This window comes from Nakamurella sp. (assembly GCF_044224575.1).
Lineage (GTDB): Bacteria > Actinomycetota > Actinomycetes > Mycobacteriales > Nakamurellaceae > Nakamurella.
In genome coordinates this window covers 26,894-48,234 of sequence record NZ_JBGAKE010000028.1, presented here as the reverse complement: position 1 = coordinate 48,234, position 21,341 = coordinate 26,894, and the positions used below count along the sequence as shown (strand labels likewise).

The following is a 21,341-nucleotide window of genomic DNA, read 5'->3' as shown; positions in this document are numbered from 1 at the left end:
GTGTGTTTGGATTCTATCGCTTGACGTGCATCGAAACAAGTGTACGTTGGAATCAAGTTCGACGAGGAGGCCGACCGATGACCACGAGCACGAGCATTGAAGCGCGGCAGTCTGACAGTCCGACTGTGGTGCGGGCGACCAACCTGCGAACCGGCCCCCGCGCGACCATGGCGCGGCTATCTCCTCAAGTCGTGCCGCATCACCACTCGATGGTGCGTCGGTCGGCTGACCGGGAGAAAGCCGGCGTCCGCGAACACGCCTTCGATGCCGACGAACCGTTCCGCGTTGTTGCTCGCGCCATCGACGACGGGGTAGGCCTCCAAGGCTCGGGCACCCCGATCCTGGGCGTACCGCACGGCGGCCCGGGTCAGCGCTCGGCTCACGCCGCGGCGTCGATAGTCGGAGCGGATGACGAAACACGTCACCGCCCAGACGGTCTCATCGTTCCGGTCCTCATTCCGGCCGGCCCAGGGCACCTTCGCGGTGAGCAGCCTTGGGTAAGCGGTCCGGGGTTCCACTGCGCACCAACCCACCGGTTGTCCGGCCAGATAGGCGACCAGACCGGTGGTTGTGTCAGCCTCGGGTTCGCCGCATCGGGTCTGCGCGCGCAGGCGAGCTGCGCGTTCGGGGACCGGCAGGCCGCCCCAGTCGGCGTACCGGACTTTGAACCACTGGCATCGGCATCGGGCCGGGTCGCCACTGGCGAACACCGCGTCCACATCGTCGGCGGAGGCCCCGTTTGCCGGCACGATCCGTAGTTCTTCGATCATGCCTGGGATTGTCCGCACCTCCACCGACACCGCGACCCGGCGAAGCGGTGCGGGTGAGGCGGTGCGGGTGAGGCGGCCGGCCCGGGCGACCGCCCGCCCGCCGAACGTGGATCGAGAGGCAGTCAGGGTGTCCCGACGCAGGACCTCGCCGTCATCCGATCGGAGGATCGGCGGCCGGCCAGTCCAGCCCGGTCTCCTCCCGGTAGGCGTGCACGGCCGACCCGATGGTGGGGAAGAAATGCTTCGGTTCGATCGTCGCGGTCAGCTCGTACCGGTCGATCTTGGCCTTGACCGGGTCCTTGACCTCGGCGAACACCATGCTGATCCCGCGGGAGTTGAGCCATCCGTCCAGCTCGGCGAGCATATCCGCGGCCGTGGTGTCCACGTCGGTGATGGGCTCGGCGGTCACCACGATCCATTTCGGCGGCGGGGAGGCTTCGGCGAACCGGCGCAGATCGTCGCGGAACGTATTGGCGTTGGCGAAGATCAGCGGGCTGCTGAAGCGGTAGAGGATCAGACCGGGCAGCTGCGCCGCCGACGGGTAGCTCTCCGTGTCGTGGTAGCCCCTGAGTCCCTCGACCTTGCCCAGCTGCGCGCGGTCCGGCCGCCAGACCCGGCTGAACACGTTCAGCACGGAGAGCGCGACGGCGATGGCGATGCCGGGCAGCACACCGAGGAGGGCGACGCCCAGAAAAGCGGCCAGGGCCAGCGCGAAATCCGACCTCCGCTGTCGCCAGAGCCGCTGCATCCCCGGCAGGTCGGCCAGCGAGATCGACGCCGCGATGACGATGGCCGCCAGGGTCGGTTGCGGCAAGTTCCGGAGCAATCCGGGGAAGAACACCAGCATGAGAGTGACCGCGACGGCGCCGACCAGCCCGGTCACCTGGGACCGCGCCCCGTTCTGCTCGGCGACGGCGGTCCGAGATCCGCTGGTCGACACCGGGAACCCCTGGAAGAAGCCGGCGGCGACGTTGGCCGCGCCGATCCCGATCATCTCCCGGTTGCCGTCCACGTCCTCGCCGCGCCGGCCGGCGAACGCACTTGCGGTCGAGATGGTGTCGGTCAGCGAGACCAGGGCGATGCCGAGGGCACCGGCGAACAGCAGGCCGAGATCCGACCACGGCACGGTCGGAATGGTGAACGGCGGAAAGCCCTCGGGCAACGTTCCGACGAGCTTCACGCCGCGGTCGGCGAGGTCGAACACCGCCACCGCGCCGATCGCCAGCACGACCGCGACCAGCACCCCGGGGATCCGCGGCAGGAACCGGTTGAACAGCAGGATCACGGCGAGCGAACCCACCCCGACCGTCAGCGCGGCCGGCACCAGGCGCCCGTCGGCAACGCCCCGGACGAACTCGGTCGCCTCCGCGACCAGCCCGTCGCCGTCCACCGAGAAGCCGAACAGCTTGGGCAGTTGGCCGATCACGATGGTCAGCGCAAGGCCGTTGATGTACCCGATCTGGGTCGGTTTGGACAACAGATCGGCGATGAACCCGAGCCGGAAGACACCGGCGGCGATGGTGATCGCGCCGACCATCAACGCGAGCAACGACGCGTACGCCACCGCCCGGCCGGGGTCGCCGTTCGCGGTGACAAGCGGGATGACGGTGGCCGCGATCATCGGACCGAGCGAGGAGTCGGGCCCGAGGACCAGCACCTTCGACGGGCCGAAAGCGGCGTAGCCGAGCAGGCACAGGACCGTCGTGTAGAGGCCGGTGATCGGGGGGAGCCCGGCCAGTTCGGCGTACGCCATGCCTTGCGGAACGAGCAACGCGGTGAGCACCAGACCGGCGGTGACGTCCTTGCCGAGCCACGCCGGCCGGTAGTCGCGCAGCATGTCGACACCGGGTACCACGCGGGCGATTGCCGAGACCGAGCTCATCGCGCTCCCCTTCTGGGCCGGGCGGCTGCCGCCGCGGACTGCTCCGGACGGCCGGACTGCTCCGCACGGCCGGACTGCTCCGCACGGCCGGACTGCTCCGCGCGGCCGGACTGCTCCGCGCGGCCGGACTGCTCCGCGCGGCCGGACTGGTCCGCGCGGCCGGACTGCACCGCACGGCAGCCTGTCACAGCGCCGGGGCCCGGATCGTCCGGATCATGGTTTCGGCCGACACTTCATTCGAGCCGGGTGAACCGGACTCACCGGATAGGGCGGCATGATGAGTGGTGGACGTCCGGAGCCGGTCGGCGGGAAACAGGTCGACACCACGTCGTGGCGGCCGCTCCCCGTCGACCAGCGCCGGTCAGCCATGAGCCAGTTCGACCCCGGCGGTCGGCAACGGAGAAGGAATGCAAGCAATGCAGCAATCGTCGACCGCGTCCCAGCGGTGGTTGGCCCGCGGCGCGTTCGCCGCCTGGGTCGCAGCGATCGTGGTGCTGATCGGTACCGAGGGAGCGATCGGCATCACCTTGCTGGTGATCGGCCTGATCGGTGCGGTCGCGGTGCTGGTGGGCGGGTACTGGTTCCTGGCCAAGCGGGGGATCGGCCGATGGTTGGGTCTGGCCGTGGCAATCGGCGCCATCGTTGCGGTCCTGGTGATCTTCATGTGGCGGGACGCGCTGATCGTCGCGATCGTGACGGTGGCGTTGCTGGCGCTGGGCGGTGCCGCGGCCCGCGCGGCCATGCGCCGAAAGACTCCGGAGTGGATGCCCACCGTCCACACACCGCCGCCGCTGCGGCCGTTCATCGTGATGAACCCGCGGTCCGGCGGCGGAAAGGTCGTCACATTCGACCTCAAGCGGAAGGCGGAAGACCTGGGAGCCGAGGTCGCGCTGCTGGACGGACCCGGTCATGTCGACGTGGCCGCGATCGTCCGGGATGCCGTCGACCGGGGCGCCGACCTCCTGGGCGTGGCCGGCGGTGACGGCACCCAGGCCCTGGTCGCGGGCATCTGCGCCGAGCACGACCTGCCGCTGCTGGTGATCAGCGCCGGCACTCGCAACCACTTCGCACTCGACCTGGGACTCGACCGGGACGACCCGTCGACCTGCCTCGCCGCGCTCACCGACGGCGAGGAGGTGCGGGTGGACCTCGGCCTGATCGGGGACCGCCCCTTCGTCAACAACGCCTCGTTCGGTGCGTACGCCGAGATCGTGCAGAGCCCCGAATACCGCGACAACAAGAACAAGACGATCCTGGCGATGCTGCCGGACCTGCTTGATCCGAGCCAGGGCAGCCGGCTCACCGTCCGCACCGGCGCGCGCACGCTGACCGACCAGCAGGCGATCCTGATCAGCAACAACCCGTACGGTTCCGGCCGGCTCCGGGACATGGGCCGGCGGGAGCGGATCGACCAGGGGGTGCTCGGCATCGTCGCGGGGCACATCGCCAGCGCCGGCGAGGCGGCGGCACTGCTGCGTCGCGCCGAATTCCGCACCGTGACCAACCTGGTCGGCGACGGTGACGTGGTAATCGACATTGATCGGTCGGGCGAGCAGCCGGGGAAGGCCGAGATCCCGGTCGGGGTCGACGGCGAGGCCCTCGTGGTGCCGGCGCCGGTGCGTTGTTCGGTCCGGCCCAGGGCGCTCCGGGTGCGCCTGCCCCGCCAGCGTCCGGGCGTGCCGGTGCTGCCGGACCCGATCGACTTCCGCCGGCTGGCGGCCCTCGCGCTGGGCCGCTGAGGCCACCCGGCGCGCGGCCGGTCAGCGGGGGCGACGGGCGGGCGGAGCGGCCCGACCACCGGACGGCGCCGCCGAGGACTTCAGTTCCTCCGCGGGTTGCGCGGCCCGCACCCACCGGCCGTACCGGTCCGCTCCGGGTGCCGCGCTCACCCCGTGCAGGACGACACTGAGCAGCACGGTGACGGTGATCGCGCCGATGATCATCCGGGTCTCGTCGGTGATCTCCAGTTCCTCGACGGCGATCAGTCCGAAGATCACCGAGGCCAGCCCGCGCGGGCCGAACCAGCCGACGAACAGCACCGTCCGGAACGCGAATCGGCTGCCCACCAATGCGATCGCCACCGGCAGCATGCGCAGCACGGTCAGCGAGAGCACCGCGAAGATCACCCCGGGCCAGCTCAGCATGAGGAACAGCTGGGCGACGCCGATCACCCCGAACAGCGCCCAGACCGCGTACCCGAGCGCCGTCGACACCCACGCCGCCAGCTGCAGGGGCTCCTCGGCAGCATCCGCAGCGACGACCGGCTGCCGGGCGGTCGGCCGGGTGAAGGCGGCGGCGAACGCCGTGCCGGCGATGAACGCCGCGACGAACCCGTTGGCGTGCCACGCGACCGACCCGTAGTACGCGGCAACCGGGATGGCCAGGGTGGCCACCGTCAGCAGCTCGGTGGCCAGCCGGGCGCGGCGATCGGCGTAGGCGAGCAGCCGGCCGCAGCCGGCGCCGAGCAGGATGCCCACCACCAGCCCGCCGGCAAGTTCGATCAGGGCGGCCCCGACCGCGCTGCCTACCCCGACCGATGAACCTTCGGAGTTGGCCGCAGCGGCAATCGCAAACAGCACGATGGGCGTGGCCAGACCGTCATTCAGCCCGCTCTCCACATTCAGGATGCGGCGGATCCGCACCGGGACGACCGGATTCAGCACGGTCGGCGCGCCCAACCCGGCGTCGGTCGGTGCGAGCGCGGCGGCGAGCAGCAGGGCCATCCAGATGCCCACGCCGGGCATCAACAGCTGGGCGATGACGACTCCCAGCACGATCGTCAGGGGCAGGCCGATCAGCAGGAGCCGCGCGCACGCACCGGCGTCCGATTGGATCTGCCGGGGGCGCACCTGGGCCGCGTCGTGGAACAGGATGAGGGCCAAGGCGATCTCGGCGATCCCGTGCACGATCGCGGTGTCGGTGCCGTCCCAGAACCAGATCCCGATGACCGTCCCGACAGCGGTGAACACGATGGGCGCGGTGACGTTCCACCGATCGAGGCGGTGGGACGCCGTGACATAGCCGACGACGACCAGGCCGAACACCGCCGTGACGAGGGCAGGCATGGTCCCACCCTCGCAGATGCCGGGGTGAGAGCGGACAGATCTCAGCCGAAACCGATCGACTCGGGTGAGGCGTTGCTCTGCGGGTCCGGCCGTCGACGCATCCGCAGCGACACACCCAGGCCCACCAGCGCCGCCAGCACCGGGATGCCCAGGGCGACCTGCAGCGACTGCGGCCGGGCCTCGGTATTGATCCGTAGGATTTCCGCCTGCGTCTGCGGTGGCTGCCCGCTGACCAGATCGGCCAGCGCGGTGTTGCTCATCACCTGGGCGTCCTGTTCCAGCACCTGAGCCACCCGATCCTTCTCACCTGCCGTGAGGACCGTGCTGTCCGCCGACTTCGCGGTGAAGGTCAGGGACAGCGCCGCGAGCAGGATCGCGCCGACGACGGCCAGACCGAAGGACAGGCCGAATGAGCCGGCGGCGGAATTGACGCCGGCCGCCTCGCTCACCCGCTCGTCCGAGATCGGCGACAGGGTGTAGTTGTTCAGCTGGGACACCAGCAAACCCATGCCGCAGCCCGCGACGACGAGCGGGACCGCCAGCCACCAGCCGGACGTCGCCCGCGGCACCACGAGGATCAGCACCACCAGCCCGGCGGCGAGCAGGACGAAGCCGGCCATGATGATGGAGCTCGGGCGACGTTTGCCGGCCCGTTTGGCGGCGAGCAGGGCGACCGCGAACATGCTCAGCGACAGCGGCGCCATGGACAACCCCGCCTGCATCGAGTTGTACTCCAACACCATCTGCAGGTAGATGGGCAGCGCGATCATCATGCCGCCCAGCGCGATCTGCTGGAGCATCTGCCCCGATGCACCCAACCGGAAGGTGGGGATCCGGAACAGGTCCGGGTCCAGCAGGGCTGCCAGCCCGTGGCGCTGACGGCGGCGCAGCCACCAGAAGAGCCCGCCCAGCGCGACGAGACCGATCGCGATGAGCAGCAACACCCGGTCACCGCCCTCCTGCCACACCAGGATGCCCAGCACCGTGCCGCCCATGCCCAGGACGGACAGCAGGGCGCCGACGACATCGACCGTGCGGTCACCGGTGTAGGGCACGTCACGGACCAGCTTGATGCCCGCCAGCACGATCGCGATGATCACGACCTCCAGCAGGAAGCCGACCCGCCACGACAGGTACGTGGTGATGAACCCGCCGAGCAATGGTCCGACTGCGGCGGCGATCGCCGCCGACGCGCCGACCAGGGCGTACACCCGGCGTTGCTCGGCGCCCTCGAAGTTGCCGTGGATCAGCGACTGCATCGCCGGCAGCAGCAGGGAGGCGCCGATCCCGCCGACGACGGCCCAGAACACGATGACCGCGGTCAGTCCCTGCGCCAGCGCCATCGCCAGGGCACCGACCGCGTAGGCCAGCAGGCCGAGGATGTAGGCCCGCTTGCGGCCGATCAGGTCGCCGACCTTGCTCCCGATCAGGATGAACGCGGCGGAGACCAGCGCCTCCAACGCGATCGCCGACTGCACCCCGCTGACCGTGGTGTCCAGGTCGTGTACCACCGCGGCGATCGACACGTTCATCAGCGAGGTATCGACCACCAGCACGAACATCGCCATCGCCAGCAGGAGGCCGAGGCGTTTGTCGGGCCGGGCCCCGGCGGCGGAAGCTTCGCTCAGTGAAGGGCTGTCGGTCACGGGAACCCCTTGAGTTCGAAAGACGTCGCCTACGGTATGCCCGGAGCCGGCTGGATAATCCCATTTGCGACGTCACACCGGGATCGCAGGCCGGGGACGCATGAGCTCCCCGCGGGCCAACCGGGCCGATCGGCGTGTCTCATGCTGATCGGATGATGCGGATGCCGACGGTTCGGTCAGAATGCCTGTGCCGGTCCGACCGGACTGCCGATCGGGAGGGACGACGACGATGACGATGCGGGCCCGACCCGGTCTCGTCGCCATGGCCATCAGCATCGCGCTGGTGACTGCGGCGTGCGGCAGCAACGGGGGCACGACGCCGACGACGTCCACCTCCGCGGACCCGGTGGCGGTGGCGCAGGCCCAGGTCGACGCCGCGCAGACCGCGGTGGCCGACGCCGAGGGCGCCCTGACCAGTGCGCACCAGGGCTTCTGCAGCACGGCGAAGGACTACGTCCAGACGCTCGACCGCTACGGCCGCGTGTTCACCGATCGCGCCGCGACGGTCGGTGACGTGCAGACCCTCGGGGCCGACCTGATCGCGCCGCGCGAAGAGGTCGTCACCAGCGCCGACACGGTCGAGACCGCCAAGTCCGAACTGGTCGCCGCGCAGCAGGAACTCGCCGACGCCCAGGTCGCCCTGGCCGCCGCGGTCAACGAGGCCGCGGCCTCGCCGAGCGCCACCGTCAGCCCGACCGAGACCCCGACGCCGACGACCGTCACCACGCCCACCCTGGTTCCCGCGGCGTCGATCGACCGCGTCCGACAGGCCGAGCAGGACCTCGCCCAGACCGCGAAGGGCATCAACTCCGCCACGACCCTCACCGACGCCGGCGCGGCCTACAACTCGGCTGCGCTGGCCCTCGAGATCGCCTGGCTGAACCTGTTGAACGACGCCGGCTGCTTCTCCGACGACCGGCAGGCGCAGGCCGCGGCCAAGCTCAACGCCTACACCCTGGCGTTGCAGACCGACCTGAAGCTGGCCGGTTACGACCCGGGGCCGGTCGACGGCATCTACGGTCCGCAGACCGTCGCCGCGGTCGAGCAGTTGCAGCGGGACAGCGGGCTCGCGGTCACCGGGTTCGTCGACGAGGCGACCGCACGGGCCCTGCAGGCGAAGTTGACCGCCGTCGGGCAACAGGAGGCGGCCCAGACCGCGGCGGAAACGGCGGCGCTGCAGGCCGTGCTGAAGTTGATGGGCTACTGGGACGGCCCGGTCGACGGCCAGTGGACGGACGCCCTGACGCAGGCGTTGAAGGCGGCCCAGACCGCGCTCGGGGTCGAACCAACGGGCCAGGTCGATCCGGCGACTCTGGTGGCCCTCCAGGCGGCGCTCGCCGCGTTGGAGGTGCTGTCCACCTCGCCGCCGGCCACCGTGACGGCCACCGAAACGGCGACAGCAACCGCCACCGAGACCAAGACCGCGACCGCGACGGAAACGGCCACCCAGACCAAGACCGCGACCGAGACGGCCACCGAAACGACCACCGCCAAGAGCAAGGTCACGGTCGAGACCACCACCCCGGACAAGACGACGGGCTGACCGGAACATCAGGAAAGGAATGCTGAGCATGGCAGAGCAGGACATCGGACCGATCGACTATCTCGCGCTGGAATTCCCCGAGGCCAAGATCACCGGGGAGGGCTTCGCGGCCCTGCTGGATCTGGTCGACCGCGGGATCATCCGGATCCTGGACCTCCGGTTCGTGATCGGTGGCCCGGACGGCACGTTCTCCGGGGCGGCCCTTGCCGACCTGGACCACGACGGTGTCCTCGACCTCGCCGTCTTCGAGGGCGTGTCGTCCGGGCTGCTCGGCGACGAGGACCTCGCGGACGCGGCCGCGCTCGTGCCCGAGGGAACGGCGGTCGGCGTGATGATCTACGAGAACACCTGGGCCGGGCCGTTCGTCACCGCGATGCGCAACCACGGCGCCCGGGTGCTGGCCGACGGCCGGATCCCGGTCGAGACCGTCATCGCCGCGCTGGACAGCTTGGAAGCGGCCGACGCCTGACCCCGCCGGCCTTCACCTGACACGGACAACGACGCGAAAGGCACGACAACATCATGGGACTTCTCCGCGGGATCGCCCGCACCGCCGCCATTGCCGGCACGGCCACCGCCGTGTCCAACCGGGTCTCCCGCCGTCAGGCCAACCGGTGGGCGGCCAAGGACCAGGCGCAGGAAGAGCAGTACGAGCAGCAGGCGCCGCCGCAGCAGTACGAGCAGCAGCCGCCGCCGCAGTACGCCCCGCCGCCGCAGCAGTACGCGCAGCCGCAGTACGCCCAGCCCCAGTACGCCCCGGCCCCGCAGTACGCCGCGCCGCCGGCCGAGGCCCCGGCGGCGGCACCGCTGTCCACCGACGACATGCTCGAGCAGCTGAAGAAGCTCGGTGAGCTGAAGGAGGCCGGCGTGCTGACCGACGCCGAGTTCCAGGCGTCGAAGGCGAAGATCCTGGGCAGCTGACTCCGGTCGGTTCCGCGCCGGGATATGCGCGCGAGACGCCGGGGTGAACCGGGCTAGCATCGCGATGCCATGTGTTCACCCCGGCGCCTGCCGGTCGAGCCCCAGGAGTACCCGTGTCCAGCGCCCCCATCGCCCCGCCCGCCGCGAGCGTGAGGGTCCCGGCGGGCACGACCGCGGGCGCCGCGGTCCGCGAGGCGGGCCTGCCGGGCAGCGGCCCGCAGGCCGTGGTGGTCGTCCGTGACGCCGGCGGCCGGTTGCGGGACCTGAGCTGGGCCCCGGCGGCGGACGCCGACGTCGAACCCGTCGCGGCGGACACCGACGACGGCCGCTCGGTCATCCGGCACTCCACCGCCCACGTGCTCGCCCAGGCCGTGCAGGACAAGTTCCCGGACGCCAAGCTGGGCATCGGACCGCCGATCAAGGACGGCTTCTACTACGACTTCGACGTGGACCGGCCGTTCACCCCGGAGGATCTGGCCGACCTCGAGAAGCGGATGAAGCGGATCGTCAAGGCCGGGCAGCGGTTCGCCCGCCGGGTCACCACCGGCGAGGAGGCTCGGGCCGAACTCGCCTTCGAGCCCTACAAGCTCGAGTTGATCGACCTGAAATCGGATGCCACTGGTGAGAAGTCGGCGGAGGAATCCGTTGAAATCGGCGCCGGCGAGCTCACCATCTACGACAACCTGCACGCGCACACCGGTGAGCGGGTCTGGGGCGACCTGTGCCGCGGCCCGCACGTGCCGACCACCCGGTACATCCCGGCGTTCCAGCTGACCCGGTCCGCGGCCGCGTACTGGCGGGGCAGCGAGAAGAACCCGCAGTTGCAGCGGATCTACGGCACTGCCTGGGAATCCGCGGAAGCCCTGGCCGCGTACCAGCAGTGGCACGCCGAGGCGGAGCGGCGGGATCACCGCAAGCTGGGCGTGGAGCTGGACCTGTTCTCGTTCCCGGACGAGTTGGGTTCCGGCCTTGCGGTTTTCCATCCCAAGGGCGGCATCATCCGCAAGGAGTTGGAGGACTACTCGCGGGCCAAGCATGTCGCCGCCGGCTACTCCTTCGTGAACACCCCGCACATCACCAAGGGTCGGCTGTACGAGATCTCCGGGCACCTGGACTGGTACCGCGACGGCATGTTCCCGGCCATGCACCTGGACGCCGAACTGGACGAGAACGGTGCGGTCCGCAAGCCCGGCCAGGACTATTACCTCAAGCCGATGAACTGCCCGATGCACGACCTGATCTTCCGGGCCCGCGGGCGCTCCTACCGGGAGCTGCCGCTGCGGATGTTCGAGTTCGGCACCGTCTACCGGTACGAGAAGTCCGGCGTCATCCACGGTCTCACTCGGGTACGGGGAATGACCCAGGACGACGCGCACATCTTTTGCACCCGCGAGCAGATGCGGGACGAGCTGGCGAGCCTGCTGCGGTTCGTGCTGGAGCTGCTGGCCGATTACGGGTTGGACGACTACTACCTCGAACTGTCGACCCGCAACGAGGACAAGTACGTCGGCGGGGACGACGACTGGGCAGTGGCCACCGAGACCCTGGCCGAGGTGGGGCGGGAGTCCGGCCTGGAACTGGTGGACGACCCGGGTGGGGCCGCGTTCTACGGCCCGAAGATCTCCGTCCAGGCCCGGGACGCGCTCGGCCGGACCTGGCAGATGTCCACCATCCAGTTGGATTTCCAGTTGCCCGACCGGTTCGAGCTGGAGTACACCGCCCCCGACGGGAGCAAGCAGCGGCCGGTGATGATTCACCGCGCCCTGTTCGGCTCGGTGGAGCGGTTCTTCGCGGTGCTCACCGAGCACTACGCCGGTGCGTTCCCGGCCTGGCTGTCGCCCGTGCAGGTGGTCGGTATCCCGGTCGCCGACGCGTTCGGCGACCACATCCAGGCGGTGGTCGATCGGCTGGCCGCGCACGGCATCCGGGCCGAGGCCGACCATTCCGACGATCGAATGCAGAAGAAGATCCGCAACCACACCACCGCCAAGGTGCCGTTCCAGTTGCTGGCCGGCGAGAAGGATCTGGCTGCGGGTGCGGTCAGCTTCCGGTTCCGGGACGGTACCCAGGTCAACGGGGTGCCCACCGCGGCCGCCGTCGAGGCGATCGTGGACTGGGTGCAGCAACGCCGCAACGAACCGCCGACCGCGGAGGCCTTCGCGCAGCTGCGGCCGGCCGACGCGCGGCCGGCCGACGGCGCTGATGGCTGAGTCGGGCGGGCCCGAGCTGGTCGAGCAGGCCGGCATCGGCGTGCCCGACCACCTGGCCCGGTTGTGGACGCCGCACCGGATGGCCTACGTCAGCGGGGGCTCGGGTGCCGCCGCGCCGGCGGCGGACCCGGGGTGCCCGTTCTGCCGCATCCCGACCCTGTCCGACGAGGACGGGCTGATCGTCGCCCGTGGCGTGACGGTGTACGCGGTGCTGAACCTGTACCCGTACAACCCGGGCCACCTGATGGTGGTGCCATACCGGCACATTGCCGACTACACCGACCTGGACCCCGACGAACTCGCCGAGTTCAGTGAATTCACCCGGCACGCCCTCGGGACCGTGCGGACGGTCAGTGCGCCGCACGGATTCAACATCGGCATCAACGCCGGCTCGGCCGCCGGCGCCGGCATCGCTCCGCACCTGCACCAGCACCTGGTGCCGAGGTGGGGTGGCGACGCCAACTTCATGCCCGTCATCGGCCAGACCAAGGTGCTGCCGCAACTGCTCGCCGACACCCGGGGTCTGCTCGCCGCCGCCTGGTAGGCCCCCGCTCCCTCGGGGCGGGAGCCGATTCCGACGGTGGTTTCCGGAGCAGAATGAGGATGCCTGGCGAGGTGTCCAGGTGCGGCTGGATTGCCAGGCCCGGAAGTGTGGGAGGGCATGCCCCCGCGCGCCGATGCACCTCGGCGTTGGGCACGGCGGTCACCATGCGGAATTGCAGGCGATGGTGGCGGCCCGGCAACCCCTGCGAGGTGGGCCCGGCAGGTGGTCGAGCTGCTCGGCGAACCGCCGTGGAACTCGACCGGCCCGCCTGAGCCGTCAGTCGGTGAACTCGCCGATGGCCGGTCCGGTGTCGGTGGCCGGGTTAGCGGTATGCCCGCGGCGCAGCCGTAGTCGCCTGCGCCACGCCGCGACCGGCGACCGCATCGTCTGGGTGACCGCGCTCGGGGTGGTCACGGTCGGATCCGGGTCGTCGGTCCCGACCGGCGCGGGCTCGGCCACCTCGGAGCCGGACAGGTCCACCCGAATGCCGGACGGGTCGGCGGCGATCTCGCGCAGCACCGGCAGGATCGCCTCGACCGGCGCCCGCTCCCCGGGCGACTTCTCCAGCAGGGCGGCGATGGCGATGGCCAGTTCACCGGCGTGCGGATGGGGCGGAACCGGATCGTTCACCGCGGCCGTCACGGTCTCCAGCGGCGTCTGGGCGTGGAACGGCGGGCGGCCCTCCACGCAGGCGAACAGGGTGCAACCCAGGCTCCAGGCGTCCGCGGCCGGACCGGCCGGCGACCCGGTGATCAACTCCGGCGCGATGTACGCCGGCGACCCGACCACCAGCCCGATCCCGGTCAGCGTGGCGTCCAGCCGGCCGCGGGCGGTGCCGAAGTCGGTCAACTTCACCATGCCGTCCCGACCGATCAGGATGTTCGCCGGCTTGACGTCGCGGTGCACGATGCCCCGGCCGTGCGCCGCCGTCAGCGCGGACGCCACCGCCACCCCGATCGTCGCCGCCTGCTCCGGCGGCATCCGGCCGATCGCGGTGAGTGTCCGGGCCAGCGAGCGTCCCTCCAACAACTCCATGACGATCACCGGGTCGGCGTCCGGGCCGGCCAGGATGTCGTACACGGTGACGATGTGCGGGTTGGACAGGGCAGCCACCGCGCGTGCCTCGCGCAGGGTCCGTTCGCGCAGCTCGTCGGCCTCGGCCGGGTCCATGGCGAGCGGGATGTCAATCCGCTTGAGCGCGACCCGGCGGCGCAACAGCTGGTCGGTCGCGGCCCAGATGCTGCCGGTCGCGCCATGCCCGATCTTCGTGTCCAGCAGGTAGCGGCCCGCGATCAGCGGCCGATCGGCGGGCGGCGCGGCCGGATCCGGAGAGTCCGGAAACATGGGAACGGCCACCACGTCATTCTCCCGCCTGGACGTCGTGCCGGGTGGACCGACCGCCCGGGTGGTTGGCCCGACTCAGAGCTCCGTCCGGCTATCGTGGGTTCCCGCCCGCCCTTTCGAATCGGACACGACTCGATTGAGCCCACAGCCCCCACAGCCCCCACAGCCCGAAACGGACCTTCATGCTGAACTCCCTGGCCCGGTCCTCGGTGTCCAAGGTGATGGACCCGATCGGGCGCGGACTGCTCAAGGCCGGACTCACCCCGGACGTCGTCACGATTGTCGGCACGATCGGCGTGGTGGCGGGTTCGATCGCCCTGCTGGCCACCGGCCACCTGTTCGCCGGCACCATGGTGGTCACCTTCTTCGTCCTGTGCGATCTGGTCGACGGGGCGATGGCCCGGGCCCGCGGCTACGGCACCGACTTCGGCGTCGTGCTGGACGCCTCCTGCGACCGGATCGCCGACGGCGCGTTGTTCGGTGCCCTGACCTACTACGCATTCACCACCGACCAGCGCGTGCTCGGCATCGCCGCGTTGATCTGCCTGGTCAGCGGCCAGGTCATCTCCTACGTGAAGGCGCGGGCGGACAGCGTCGAGCTGGCGATCGGCGGGGCCCTGGCCGAACGGGCGGAGCGCAACGTGCTCGGCCTGGTCGGTGCCGGGCTGGCCGGGCTGGGGGTGCCGTACGCCCTCGACGTCGCGCTGTGGCTGCTCGCGGCGGCCGGCCTGGTCACCGTGGTGCAGCGACTCGTGCAGGTCCGGCGGGCCGCGGTCAAGGCGGCCGCCGACCCCGGCCGGCGCAACACCGGCCGGCCGGCGCTGTGAGCGAGGCGTGCCGAGCGAACCATCGGCGCCAGTGGGGCCGCCGGGTCCGGAGCGGCGAGCCGGCGAGGCGGTCCGGAACGGGGGCCCGCGGTGAGCGAGGCTTGCGGTGAGTAGCGCGGGCGCCGTGGATCGGCTCACCGATCTCGGCTTCGCCGCCGGCTGGTCGGTGGTCCGGGGGATGCCCGAGTGGGCGGCGGACCGGGCGTTCCGCATCGCCGCGGACGTCGCCTACCGGCGTCGAGGCCCGGCCGTCGTCCAGCTGGCCCGCAATCTGCGCCGGGTGCTCGGCCCGCGGGCGACTCCCGAGACCCTGGCCCCGACCGTCCGGGACGGGATGCGGTCGTACGCCCGCTACTGGCGGGAGACCTTCCGCCTGCCGGCGATGGATCTGGATGCGGTCGCCGCGTCGGTGGCCGCCACCACCTTCGGTGGTGAGCACATCGCCCGGGCCCAGCGGGAGGGTCGAGGCATCGTCCTGACCGTCCCGCACGCCGGCAACTGGGACATCGCCGCGTTGTGGGTGACCCGGAACTTCGGCCCGCTGACCACCGTCGTGGAACGGCTCAAACCCGAGACGCTGTACGACAAATTCGTGGCCTACCGCGAGTCGCTCGGCATGGAGATCCTGCCGCTGACCGGGGGCGTCCCGCCCGCCCAGATCCTGCGGGAACGGCTCACGGCGGGCGGCATCATCGCCCTCGTCGGCGACCGGGACCTGTCGGCCAACGGCATTCCGGTGTCCTTCTTCGGCGAGCCCGCCCGCTTCCCGGCCGGTCCGGCGATGCTGGCCGCGCTCACCGATTCGTACCTGTGCCCGACCGACCTGAGCTTCCGCGCCGGCGGCTGGGTGCAGCACATCCACCCGCCGCTCTCCCTGGCCGGTGTCCGGCTCGCCGAGCAGGTTCGCTCGGGCGCCCAGCAGATTGCCGACACCTTCGAGCGGGGGATCGCCGCGCATCCCGCGGACTGGCACATGCTGCAGCCGTTCTGGCCGGCCGACTTCCCGCCCGGGCATCCGGGGGCGGCCCCGGTCCGGCTCCCGGTGCGGGCCGGGTCCGCGGCGGATCCCGGCGGGCCGGCCGCGGTGCGGGCCGCCCGATGAGGGTCGGCCTGGTCTGCCCGTACTCCTTCGACATCCCCGGCGGGGTGCAGGCGCACGTCGCCGACCTGGCCCGGACCCTGATCGGGCTGGGGCACCAGGTCAGCGTGCTGGCGCCGGGTGAGGACGACACCCCGACGGAGCTGCCCGAGTTCCTGGTGCCGGCCGGGCGGAGCATGCCGATCAAGTACAACGGGTCGGTCGCCCGGCTCTCGTTCGGTCCGGTGTCCTACACCCGGGTGCGGCGCTGGATCCGGGCCGGCCGGTTCGACGTGCTGCACGTCCACGAGCCGGTCGCGCCGAGCCTGTCCATGCTGGCGCTGATGGTCGCGGACGGGCCGATCGTGGCGACCTTCCACACGGCCAACCCGCGGTCGCGGATGCTGCTCGCGTTCCAGGGGATGTTGCAGCCGTTCCTGGAGAAGATCACCGGCCGGATCGCGGTCAGCGAGCTGGCCCGGCAGGTTCAGGTCGAGCACCTCGGCGGGGACGCGGTGATCATTCCCAACGGCGTCGACGTGCAGTTCTTCGCCCGGGCCGCGCCGCTGCCGGGATACCCGCGGGCGGGCGGCACCATCGGCTTCATCGGCCGCTACGACGAGCCGCGCAAGGGGATGTCGGTGCTGTTGGACGCGCTGCGGCTGCTCGTGCCGACCCGGCCCGACCTGCAGTTGCTGGTCGCCGGCGGCGGCGATGAGAAGGATCTCCGGGAGGACGCCGGACCGGAGCTCGCGAGCACCCTGCGGTTGCTCGGTCGGGTGAGTGACGAGGACAAGGCTGCGATGCTGCGGTCGGTGGACATCTACTGCGCGCCGAACACCGGCGGGGAGAGCTTCGGCATCATCCTCACCGAGGCGATGAGCGCCGGGACGCCGGTGGTGGCCAGCGATCTGGACGCCTTCCGGCGGGTGTTGGACGGCGGGATCGCGGGGGTGCTCGCGCGGGTCGGCGATGCCCCCGCGCTCGCCGACGCGCTGGGCCGGGTCCTCGACGATCCGGGCCGGCGCGCGGTGCTGGCCGCCCAGGGCCGGCGGGTGGTCACGTCCTACGACTGGCCGGTGGTGGCGGCCACCGTGGTGAAGGTCTACGAGACCGTCATGGCCGCCGATCCGCGGGCCGTGGTCGAAGCCGACTGAGCTGCCCGGCTCGGTGGTGACCCGGCGCTGCCCAAACCCGCCCGGCACTGCCCGGTACGGCCCCGCCCGCCCAGCTCGGCCCCGCTCTACCCGGCCTGGTGCGCTGATCAGAGCTCCGTTTCCTGCCCGATTCGTCTGGTTGACTGGGGCTTTGACCCGCGAGGGTGGGGTTGAGCGATCCGACCGGTCGGCCGACCGGCCCGGCCGTGGGACGCTTGTTCCCGCAAATCCGATGACGAAGGGAGGGCTGCGATGACCGCCACGGTCGTGATCCTCGTCCTCCTGCTACTGATCGCCGCCCTCCGGTTGTGGATCACCGCGAACCGGCTGGACCGGCTGCATGTGCGCACGGAGGCCGCCTGGGGTGCACTCGAGGGGGCGCTGTCCCGGCGGGTAGTGGCCGCCCGTGCGGTCGCCGCGGCCGGCGGCCTGCCACCGGCGCAGGCGGCCGAGCTGCGTCGGGTCGCCGACGCGGCCGACCGGTCCGAACGGGCCCACCGGGCCGACGCCGAGAACGACCTGTCCAGGGTGCTCACCCTGCTGCCGCCGCCGGCCGAGGAGCACCTGGCAGCCGAGCTCGACGACGCCGCCGAACGGGTGCTGCTCGCCCGACGCTTCTACAACGACGCCGTCCGGGACACCCGGGCGCTGCGCGCGGTCTGGTTCACCCGGGTGTTCGGTCTCGCCGGCCGCGCGGCGCTGCCGGAGTACTTCGAGATCGCCGAATCCGCCGCCAAGGCCGAACCCGGGGGCCCCGCCGAACCGGTGCGCCGCACCGCCGCCCGGGTCCTGCTGCTCGACGACCGGCAGCGGGTGCTGCTGCTGTCGGGCACCGACCCGCAGGTCGGCTCGCGGTGGTGGATCACCCCCGGTGGCGGCGCCGAGGCGGGGGAGCCGCTCGCCGAGACGGCGATCCGCGAACTCGCCGAGGAGACCGGGCTGCGGTTGCGGTCCGATCAGCTGGTCGGTCCGCTGTGGCGCAGGGTCGCGAAGTTCCATTTCACCGGCGTCGATTACGAGCAGACCGAGTTCTATTTCGCCGCCGCACTGCCCCCGGCGTCGCCGGTCGCGGAGATGCCGTCCGCCGGCCCGGACGACGAGCTGGACACGACGGGTCACACACGGGACGAGCGACTGACCCTGACCGGGCACCGCTGGTGGGAGTCGGACGCGCTGCGGTCCACCGATGAGGACGTGCACCCCCGCGAGCTGGCCACCCGATTGCCGGAGGCTCTGGTGGCCTTGCGGACCGGGGCGGCGCCGGAGGCCGTGCCCGACATCGACTGATTCGCGGCTCGACCGGCACCCCGAGCGAATTTCGCTGCGTCGGCGGGTCCGCCCGCCGAACGGGCGCTCCGAGTCCTACCGTGACTGAGCCGACGGCGCCGAAGCCGGGCGAACCGGGAGGAACTGTGGGCCGATCGACGCGGATCACCGTCATGGTGTCGGTGTTGCTGACCGGCATCGTCGCCCTCTCCGGGTGCTCGACGGGGTCGCTCACCCCGCCCAGTTCGTCAGCGACCACCAGTTCGGCGTCACCGACGCCGACGCCCACCCCGACACCGACCCCCACACCCACCCCGGAACCCACCCCGCCACCGGCCCCGCCGCCGGTCGACGCGTTGACCGGCGGGCCGGTCAACGACGGACCGGTGATCGCGGTCAAGATCGACAACACCAGCGCGGGGTTGCCGCAGCACGGCATCGCCGACGCCGACATCACCTACGTCGAGCAGGTCGAGGGCGGGCTGACCCGGCTGATGCCGGTGTTCCACACCACCCTGGCCACCGACGTCGGCCCGGTCCGCAGCGTGCGCACCACCGACGCCGAGCTGCTGCCGGCCTTCGGCGTGCCGGCGCTGGTGTTCTCCGGTGGCGGCGGCGTCCCGCTGGCCGCGATCGCGGCCACCCCGGTCGTCCAGGTCGCCGAGGAGCAAGGTGCGGCCGGGTTCTGGCGGGGCAGCGGGACCGCCCCGTACAACCTGCATTCCGACCTGACCGAGGTGCAGGCCGCCACCGCCGGGCTGTCGCCGGCCCGCAACATCGGGATGGCGTTCGCCGCGACGGACCCCCGGGTCGACGCGGCCCCGGGCGCCGACGCAGTGACCGTCAGCTACGAGGCGGCCCGCATGGGCTGGACGTGGACCGGGTCGAACTACCAGGTCTACCGGCAGGGCGACCCGTTGTCGGACGCCGCGGGCACCTCCGTCGTCGCCGACAACGTGCTCATCCAGCACGTCGACTTCGAACCCGACGGCGAGCGCGACTCGGTCGGCTCGCCGTCCTTCATCTCGCACACCGTGGGTTCGGGATCGTTCGAGCTGTATCGGGACGGCAAGGTGCTGGCCGGGACGTGGAGCCGTCCGGCGCCGGACCAGATCTTCCAGTTCCTGGACGGGGCCGGGCAGCCGGTTCCGTTCAAGCCGGGCAAGACTTGGGTGGCGCTCGTGCCGTCGTCCGCGTCGGTCAGTTCGTCCTGACGGCCTCTCGCGCTGAGTAGGATCGGCCCGTCCGTCCCCTTCAGTAGGAGTTCCACCGTGGCCACGCCAGCTGATTTCCCCGACGTCCCCGATTCGTTGACCGCCACCGGCACCGCCCGGGTCAAGCGGGGCATGGCCGAGATGCTCAAGGGCGGCGTCATCATGGACGTCGTCACCGCCGAGCAGGCCCGGATCGCCGAGGACGCCGGCGCGGTCGCCGTGATGGCGCTGGAACGGGTGCCCGCGGACATCCGCGCCCAGGGCGGCGTCTCCCGGATGAGCGACCCGGACATGATCGACGGCATCATCGCCGCCGTGTCGATTCCGGTGATGGCCAAGGCCCGGATCGGGCACTTCGTCGAGGCCCAGGTGCTGCAGTCGCTGGGTGTCGACTACATCGACGAGTCCGAGGTGCTCACCCCGGCCGACTACAAGCACCACATCGATAAGTGGGCGTTCACCGTGCCGTTCGTCTGCGGCGCGACGAATCTCGGGGAGGCGCTGCGGCGGATCACCGAGGGCGCGGCGATGATCCGCTCCAAGGGCGAGGCGGGCACCGGTGACGTGTCCAACGCGGTGACGCACATGCGCACGATCGGCGCGCAGATCCGCCGGCTGACCTCGATGTCGCCGGACGAGCTGTACACCGAGGCCAAGGAGCTTCAGGCGCCGTACGAGCTGGTCGCCGAGGTCGCGGCTGCGGGCAAGCTGCCGGTGGTGATGTTCACCGCGGGCGGGATCGCCACCCCGGCGGACGCGGCGATGATGATGCAACTGGGCGCCGAGGGCGTGTTCGTCGGGTCCGGCATCTTCAAGTCCGGCAACCCGGCCGCGCGGGCCGAGGCCATCGTCAAGGCCACCACCTTCTACGACGACCCGGACGTCATCGCCAAGGTGTCCCGTGGCCTGGGCGAGGCGATGGTCGGCATCAACGTCGACGACATCCCGCAGCCGCACCGCCTGGCCGAGCGGGGTTGGTAGTTCCGACCGTCACGAGCCCGCGGCCGGCGGCGCGTCCCTCGCCGGCACGTCGGTTGCGGGTGTCCGGGCGCGGTTCTCCGTCAGCGCGGCCCGCTCGACGGTGAGCAGGCTCTCCTCGCTGTGTTCGGCCCGGTAGGCGTCCCCGCCGCCGCGCACCCCGAACAGCCGCTTGGACCAGACCAGCCAGATCACCGCCGCGACGTTGATCGCGGTCAGCGCCACCTTGAACCAGGTGAACTTCTCGGTCAGCTCCCAGATCTCCAGCGGCAGGAACACGCTGGTCACCACGACCGAGAAGTACTCGCCCCAGCGCCGGACGAACCACAGCCCGTACGACTCGACCAGCAGCATCCCGGCGTAGACGAACAGGCCGACCGCGACCCAGTTGATGGCCGTGCTGGACAGATCCAGCACGCGATTCACGCCCCGGGCCAGCTCCGAGCCCTGGATGTCCCAGCCGATCTGCTCGGCCACCGGGCGCAACAGGGCCAGTTCGTTGTCGAAGGACTGTTGCAGCTGCGCCCGGGAGTCCCGCAGATGCAGCGCCAGCGCCCCGACCAGCGCGATCAGCACTGCCCGGCCGACCCGCTCGGCCGCCAGCAGGCGCATGATCACCCGGTCGCGCAGCAGCCGGCCGCGGGGTACCTCGGGCGCCTGATCGGCCGGACCGGAGCGGCGGGGCGGTCCGACGACGAAGTCCCCGCAGCGCAGGCACCGCCAGGCGGTGCCGGCCGGCGTCGGGGCGGTCAGCCGGTCCCGCAGGTCCGGCTCGTCCGGGGCGAACGTCTCGTGCCCGCGCCGGCCGCAGGTACGCAGGCTCCAGTCCACGGCGCGAGCCTGACATACCCCTCAGCGCCGAGTGTGCAGAAGGTGCCCCTTCAACCCGGTCCAAG

The 21,341-nt window shown here is 71.3% G+C and carries 18 protein-coding genes; 12 read left to right on the top strand and 6 right to left on the bottom strand.

Annotated features, from left to right (window positions below):
• Positions 1–176: 176 nt before the first annotated feature.
• Both ACILSK_RS22650 and ACILSK_RS22645 read right to left on the bottom strand, forming a co-directional pair.
• Positions 177–770, bottom strand: coding sequence for a GNAT family N-acetyltransferase (locus ACILSK_RS22650; RefSeq protein ID WP_395729455.1), 594 nt, complete (start codon positions 768–770; stop codon positions 177–179).
• A gap of 151 nt (positions 771–921) precedes the next feature.
• Complete coding sequence (locus tag ACILSK_RS22645; protein ID WP_395729454.1) at positions 922–2,652, bottom strand: SulP family inorganic anion transporter; 1,731 nt, start codon at positions 2,650–2,652, stop codon at positions 922–924.
• Positions 2,653–3,068: 416 nt separating this feature from the next.
• Here ACILSK_RS22645 and ACILSK_RS22640 point away from each other — a divergent pair, with 416 nt between their 5' ends.
• On the top strand, positions 3,069–4,391 hold the full coding sequence (locus ACILSK_RS22640; protein WP_395729453.1) for a diacylglycerol/lipid kinase family protein: 1,323 nt from the start codon (positions 3,069–3,071) through the stop codon (positions 4,389–4,391).
• A 21-nt stretch (positions 4,392–4,412) separates the two neighbouring features.
• Here ACILSK_RS22640 and ACILSK_RS22635 read toward each other — a convergent pair whose 3' ends face one another.
• Both ACILSK_RS22635 and ACILSK_RS22630 read right to left on the bottom strand, forming a co-directional pair.
• Positions 4,413–5,717 carry a cation:proton antiporter gene (locus ACILSK_RS22635; RefSeq protein ID WP_395729452.1) on the bottom strand — a complete coding sequence of 435 codons (1,305 nt, stop codon included), beginning with the start codon at positions 5,715–5,717 and terminating at the stop codon, positions 4,413–4,415.
• 41 nt (positions 5,718–5,758) lie between these two features.
• A complete protein-coding gene (locus ACILSK_RS22630; RefSeq protein WP_395729451.1) occupies positions 5,759–7,363 on the bottom strand; it encodes an MFS transporter in 1,605 nt (534 codons plus the stop codon).
• Between the two features lie 229 nt (positions 7,364–7,592).
• Between ACILSK_RS22630 and ACILSK_RS22625 the strand changes: the two genes are divergently transcribed.
• The 5 genes from ACILSK_RS22625 (at position 7,593) to ACILSK_RS22605 (ending at position 12,581) form a co-directional block, all read left to right on the top strand.
• The gene (locus tag ACILSK_RS22625; protein ID WP_395729450.1) at positions 7,593–8,906 is read left to right on the top strand and encodes a peptidoglycan-binding protein; all 1,314 of its coding nucleotides are present in this window, start codon (positions 7,593–7,595) and stop codon (positions 8,904–8,906) included.
• Between the two features lie 28 nt (positions 8,907–8,934).
• On the top strand, positions 8,935–9,375 hold the full coding sequence (locus ACILSK_RS22620; RefSeq protein ID WP_395729449.1) for a DUF6325 family protein: 441 nt from the start codon (positions 8,935–8,937) through the stop codon (positions 9,373–9,375).
• 50 nt (positions 9,376–9,425) lie between these two features.
• Positions 9,426–9,827, top strand: a complete 402-nt coding sequence (locus ACILSK_RS22615) for an SHOCT domain-containing protein (RefSeq protein ID WP_395729477.1) — start codon at positions 9,426–9,428, stop codon at positions 9,825–9,827.
• A gap of 113 nt (positions 9,828–9,940) precedes the next feature.
• On the top strand, positions 9,941–12,037 hold the full coding sequence (gene thrS, locus ACILSK_RS22610) for a threonine--tRNA ligase (protein WP_395729448.1): 2,097 nt from the start codon (positions 9,941–9,943) through the stop codon (positions 12,035–12,037).
• Positions 12,030–12,581 (top strand): HIT family protein, encoded by a 552-nt coding sequence (locus ACILSK_RS22605; protein WP_395729447.1) that lies wholly within the window; start codon positions 12,030–12,032, stop codon positions 12,579–12,581. Before thrS ends, ACILSK_RS22605 begins: the two co-directional genes overlap by 8 nt.
• A gap of 276 nt (positions 12,582–12,857) precedes the next feature.
• Here ACILSK_RS22605 and ACILSK_RS22600 read toward each other — a convergent pair whose 3' ends face one another.
• Positions 12,858–13,937: a serine/threonine-protein kinase gene (locus ACILSK_RS22600; protein WP_395729446.1), complete on the bottom strand. Its 1,080-nt coding sequence runs from the start codon at positions 13,935–13,937 to the stop codon at positions 12,858–12,860.
• Between the two features lie 170 nt (positions 13,938–14,107).
• Between ACILSK_RS22600 and pgsA the strand changes: the two genes are divergently transcribed.
• From pgsA to pdxS, 6 genes are all read left to right on the top strand, one after another.
• On the top strand, positions 14,108–14,752 hold the full coding sequence (gene pgsA / locus ACILSK_RS22595; protein WP_395729445.1) for a phosphatidylinositol phosphate synthase: 645 nt from the start codon (positions 14,108–14,110) through the stop codon (positions 14,750–14,752).
• Between the two features lie 106 nt (positions 14,753–14,858).
• The gene (locus ACILSK_RS22590; protein WP_395729444.1) at positions 14,859–15,854 is read left to right on the top strand and encodes a phosphatidylinositol mannoside acyltransferase; all 996 of its coding nucleotides are present in this window, start codon (positions 14,859–14,861) and stop codon (positions 15,852–15,854) included.
• Positions 15,851–16,987: a glycosyltransferase family 4 protein gene (locus ACILSK_RS22585; RefSeq protein ID WP_395729443.1), complete on the top strand. Its 1,137-nt coding sequence runs from the start codon at positions 15,851–15,853 to the stop codon at positions 16,985–16,987. The genes ACILSK_RS22590 and ACILSK_RS22585 overlap by 4 nt, the downstream gene beginning before the upstream one ends.
• Positions 16,988–17,239: 252 nt before the next feature.
• Entirely contained in the window at positions 17,240–18,274 is a 1,035-nt protein-coding gene (locus tag ACILSK_RS22580) for an NUDIX domain-containing protein (RefSeq protein WP_395729442.1), read from the top strand.
• A gap of 125 nt (positions 18,275–18,399) precedes the next feature.
• Positions 18,400–19,467, top strand: coding sequence for a DUF3048 domain-containing protein (locus tag ACILSK_RS22575; RefSeq protein WP_395729441.1), 1,068 nt, complete (start codon positions 18,400–18,402; stop codon positions 19,465–19,467).
• 57 nt (positions 19,468–19,524) lie between these two features.
• A complete protein-coding gene (gene pdxS, locus ACILSK_RS22570) occupies positions 19,525–20,448 on the top strand; it encodes a pyridoxal 5'-phosphate synthase lyase subunit PdxS (protein WP_395729440.1) in 924 nt (307 codons plus the stop codon).
• A gap of 9 nt (positions 20,449–20,457) precedes the next feature.
• Here pdxS and ACILSK_RS22565 read toward each other — a convergent pair whose 3' ends face one another.
• The gene (locus tag ACILSK_RS22565) at positions 20,458–21,276 is read right to left on the bottom strand and encodes a DUF2127 domain-containing protein (RefSeq protein ID WP_395729439.1); all 819 of its coding nucleotides are present in this window, start codon (positions 21,274–21,276) and stop codon (positions 20,458–20,460) included.
• Between the last annotated feature and the right edge of the window lie 65 nt (positions 21,277–21,341).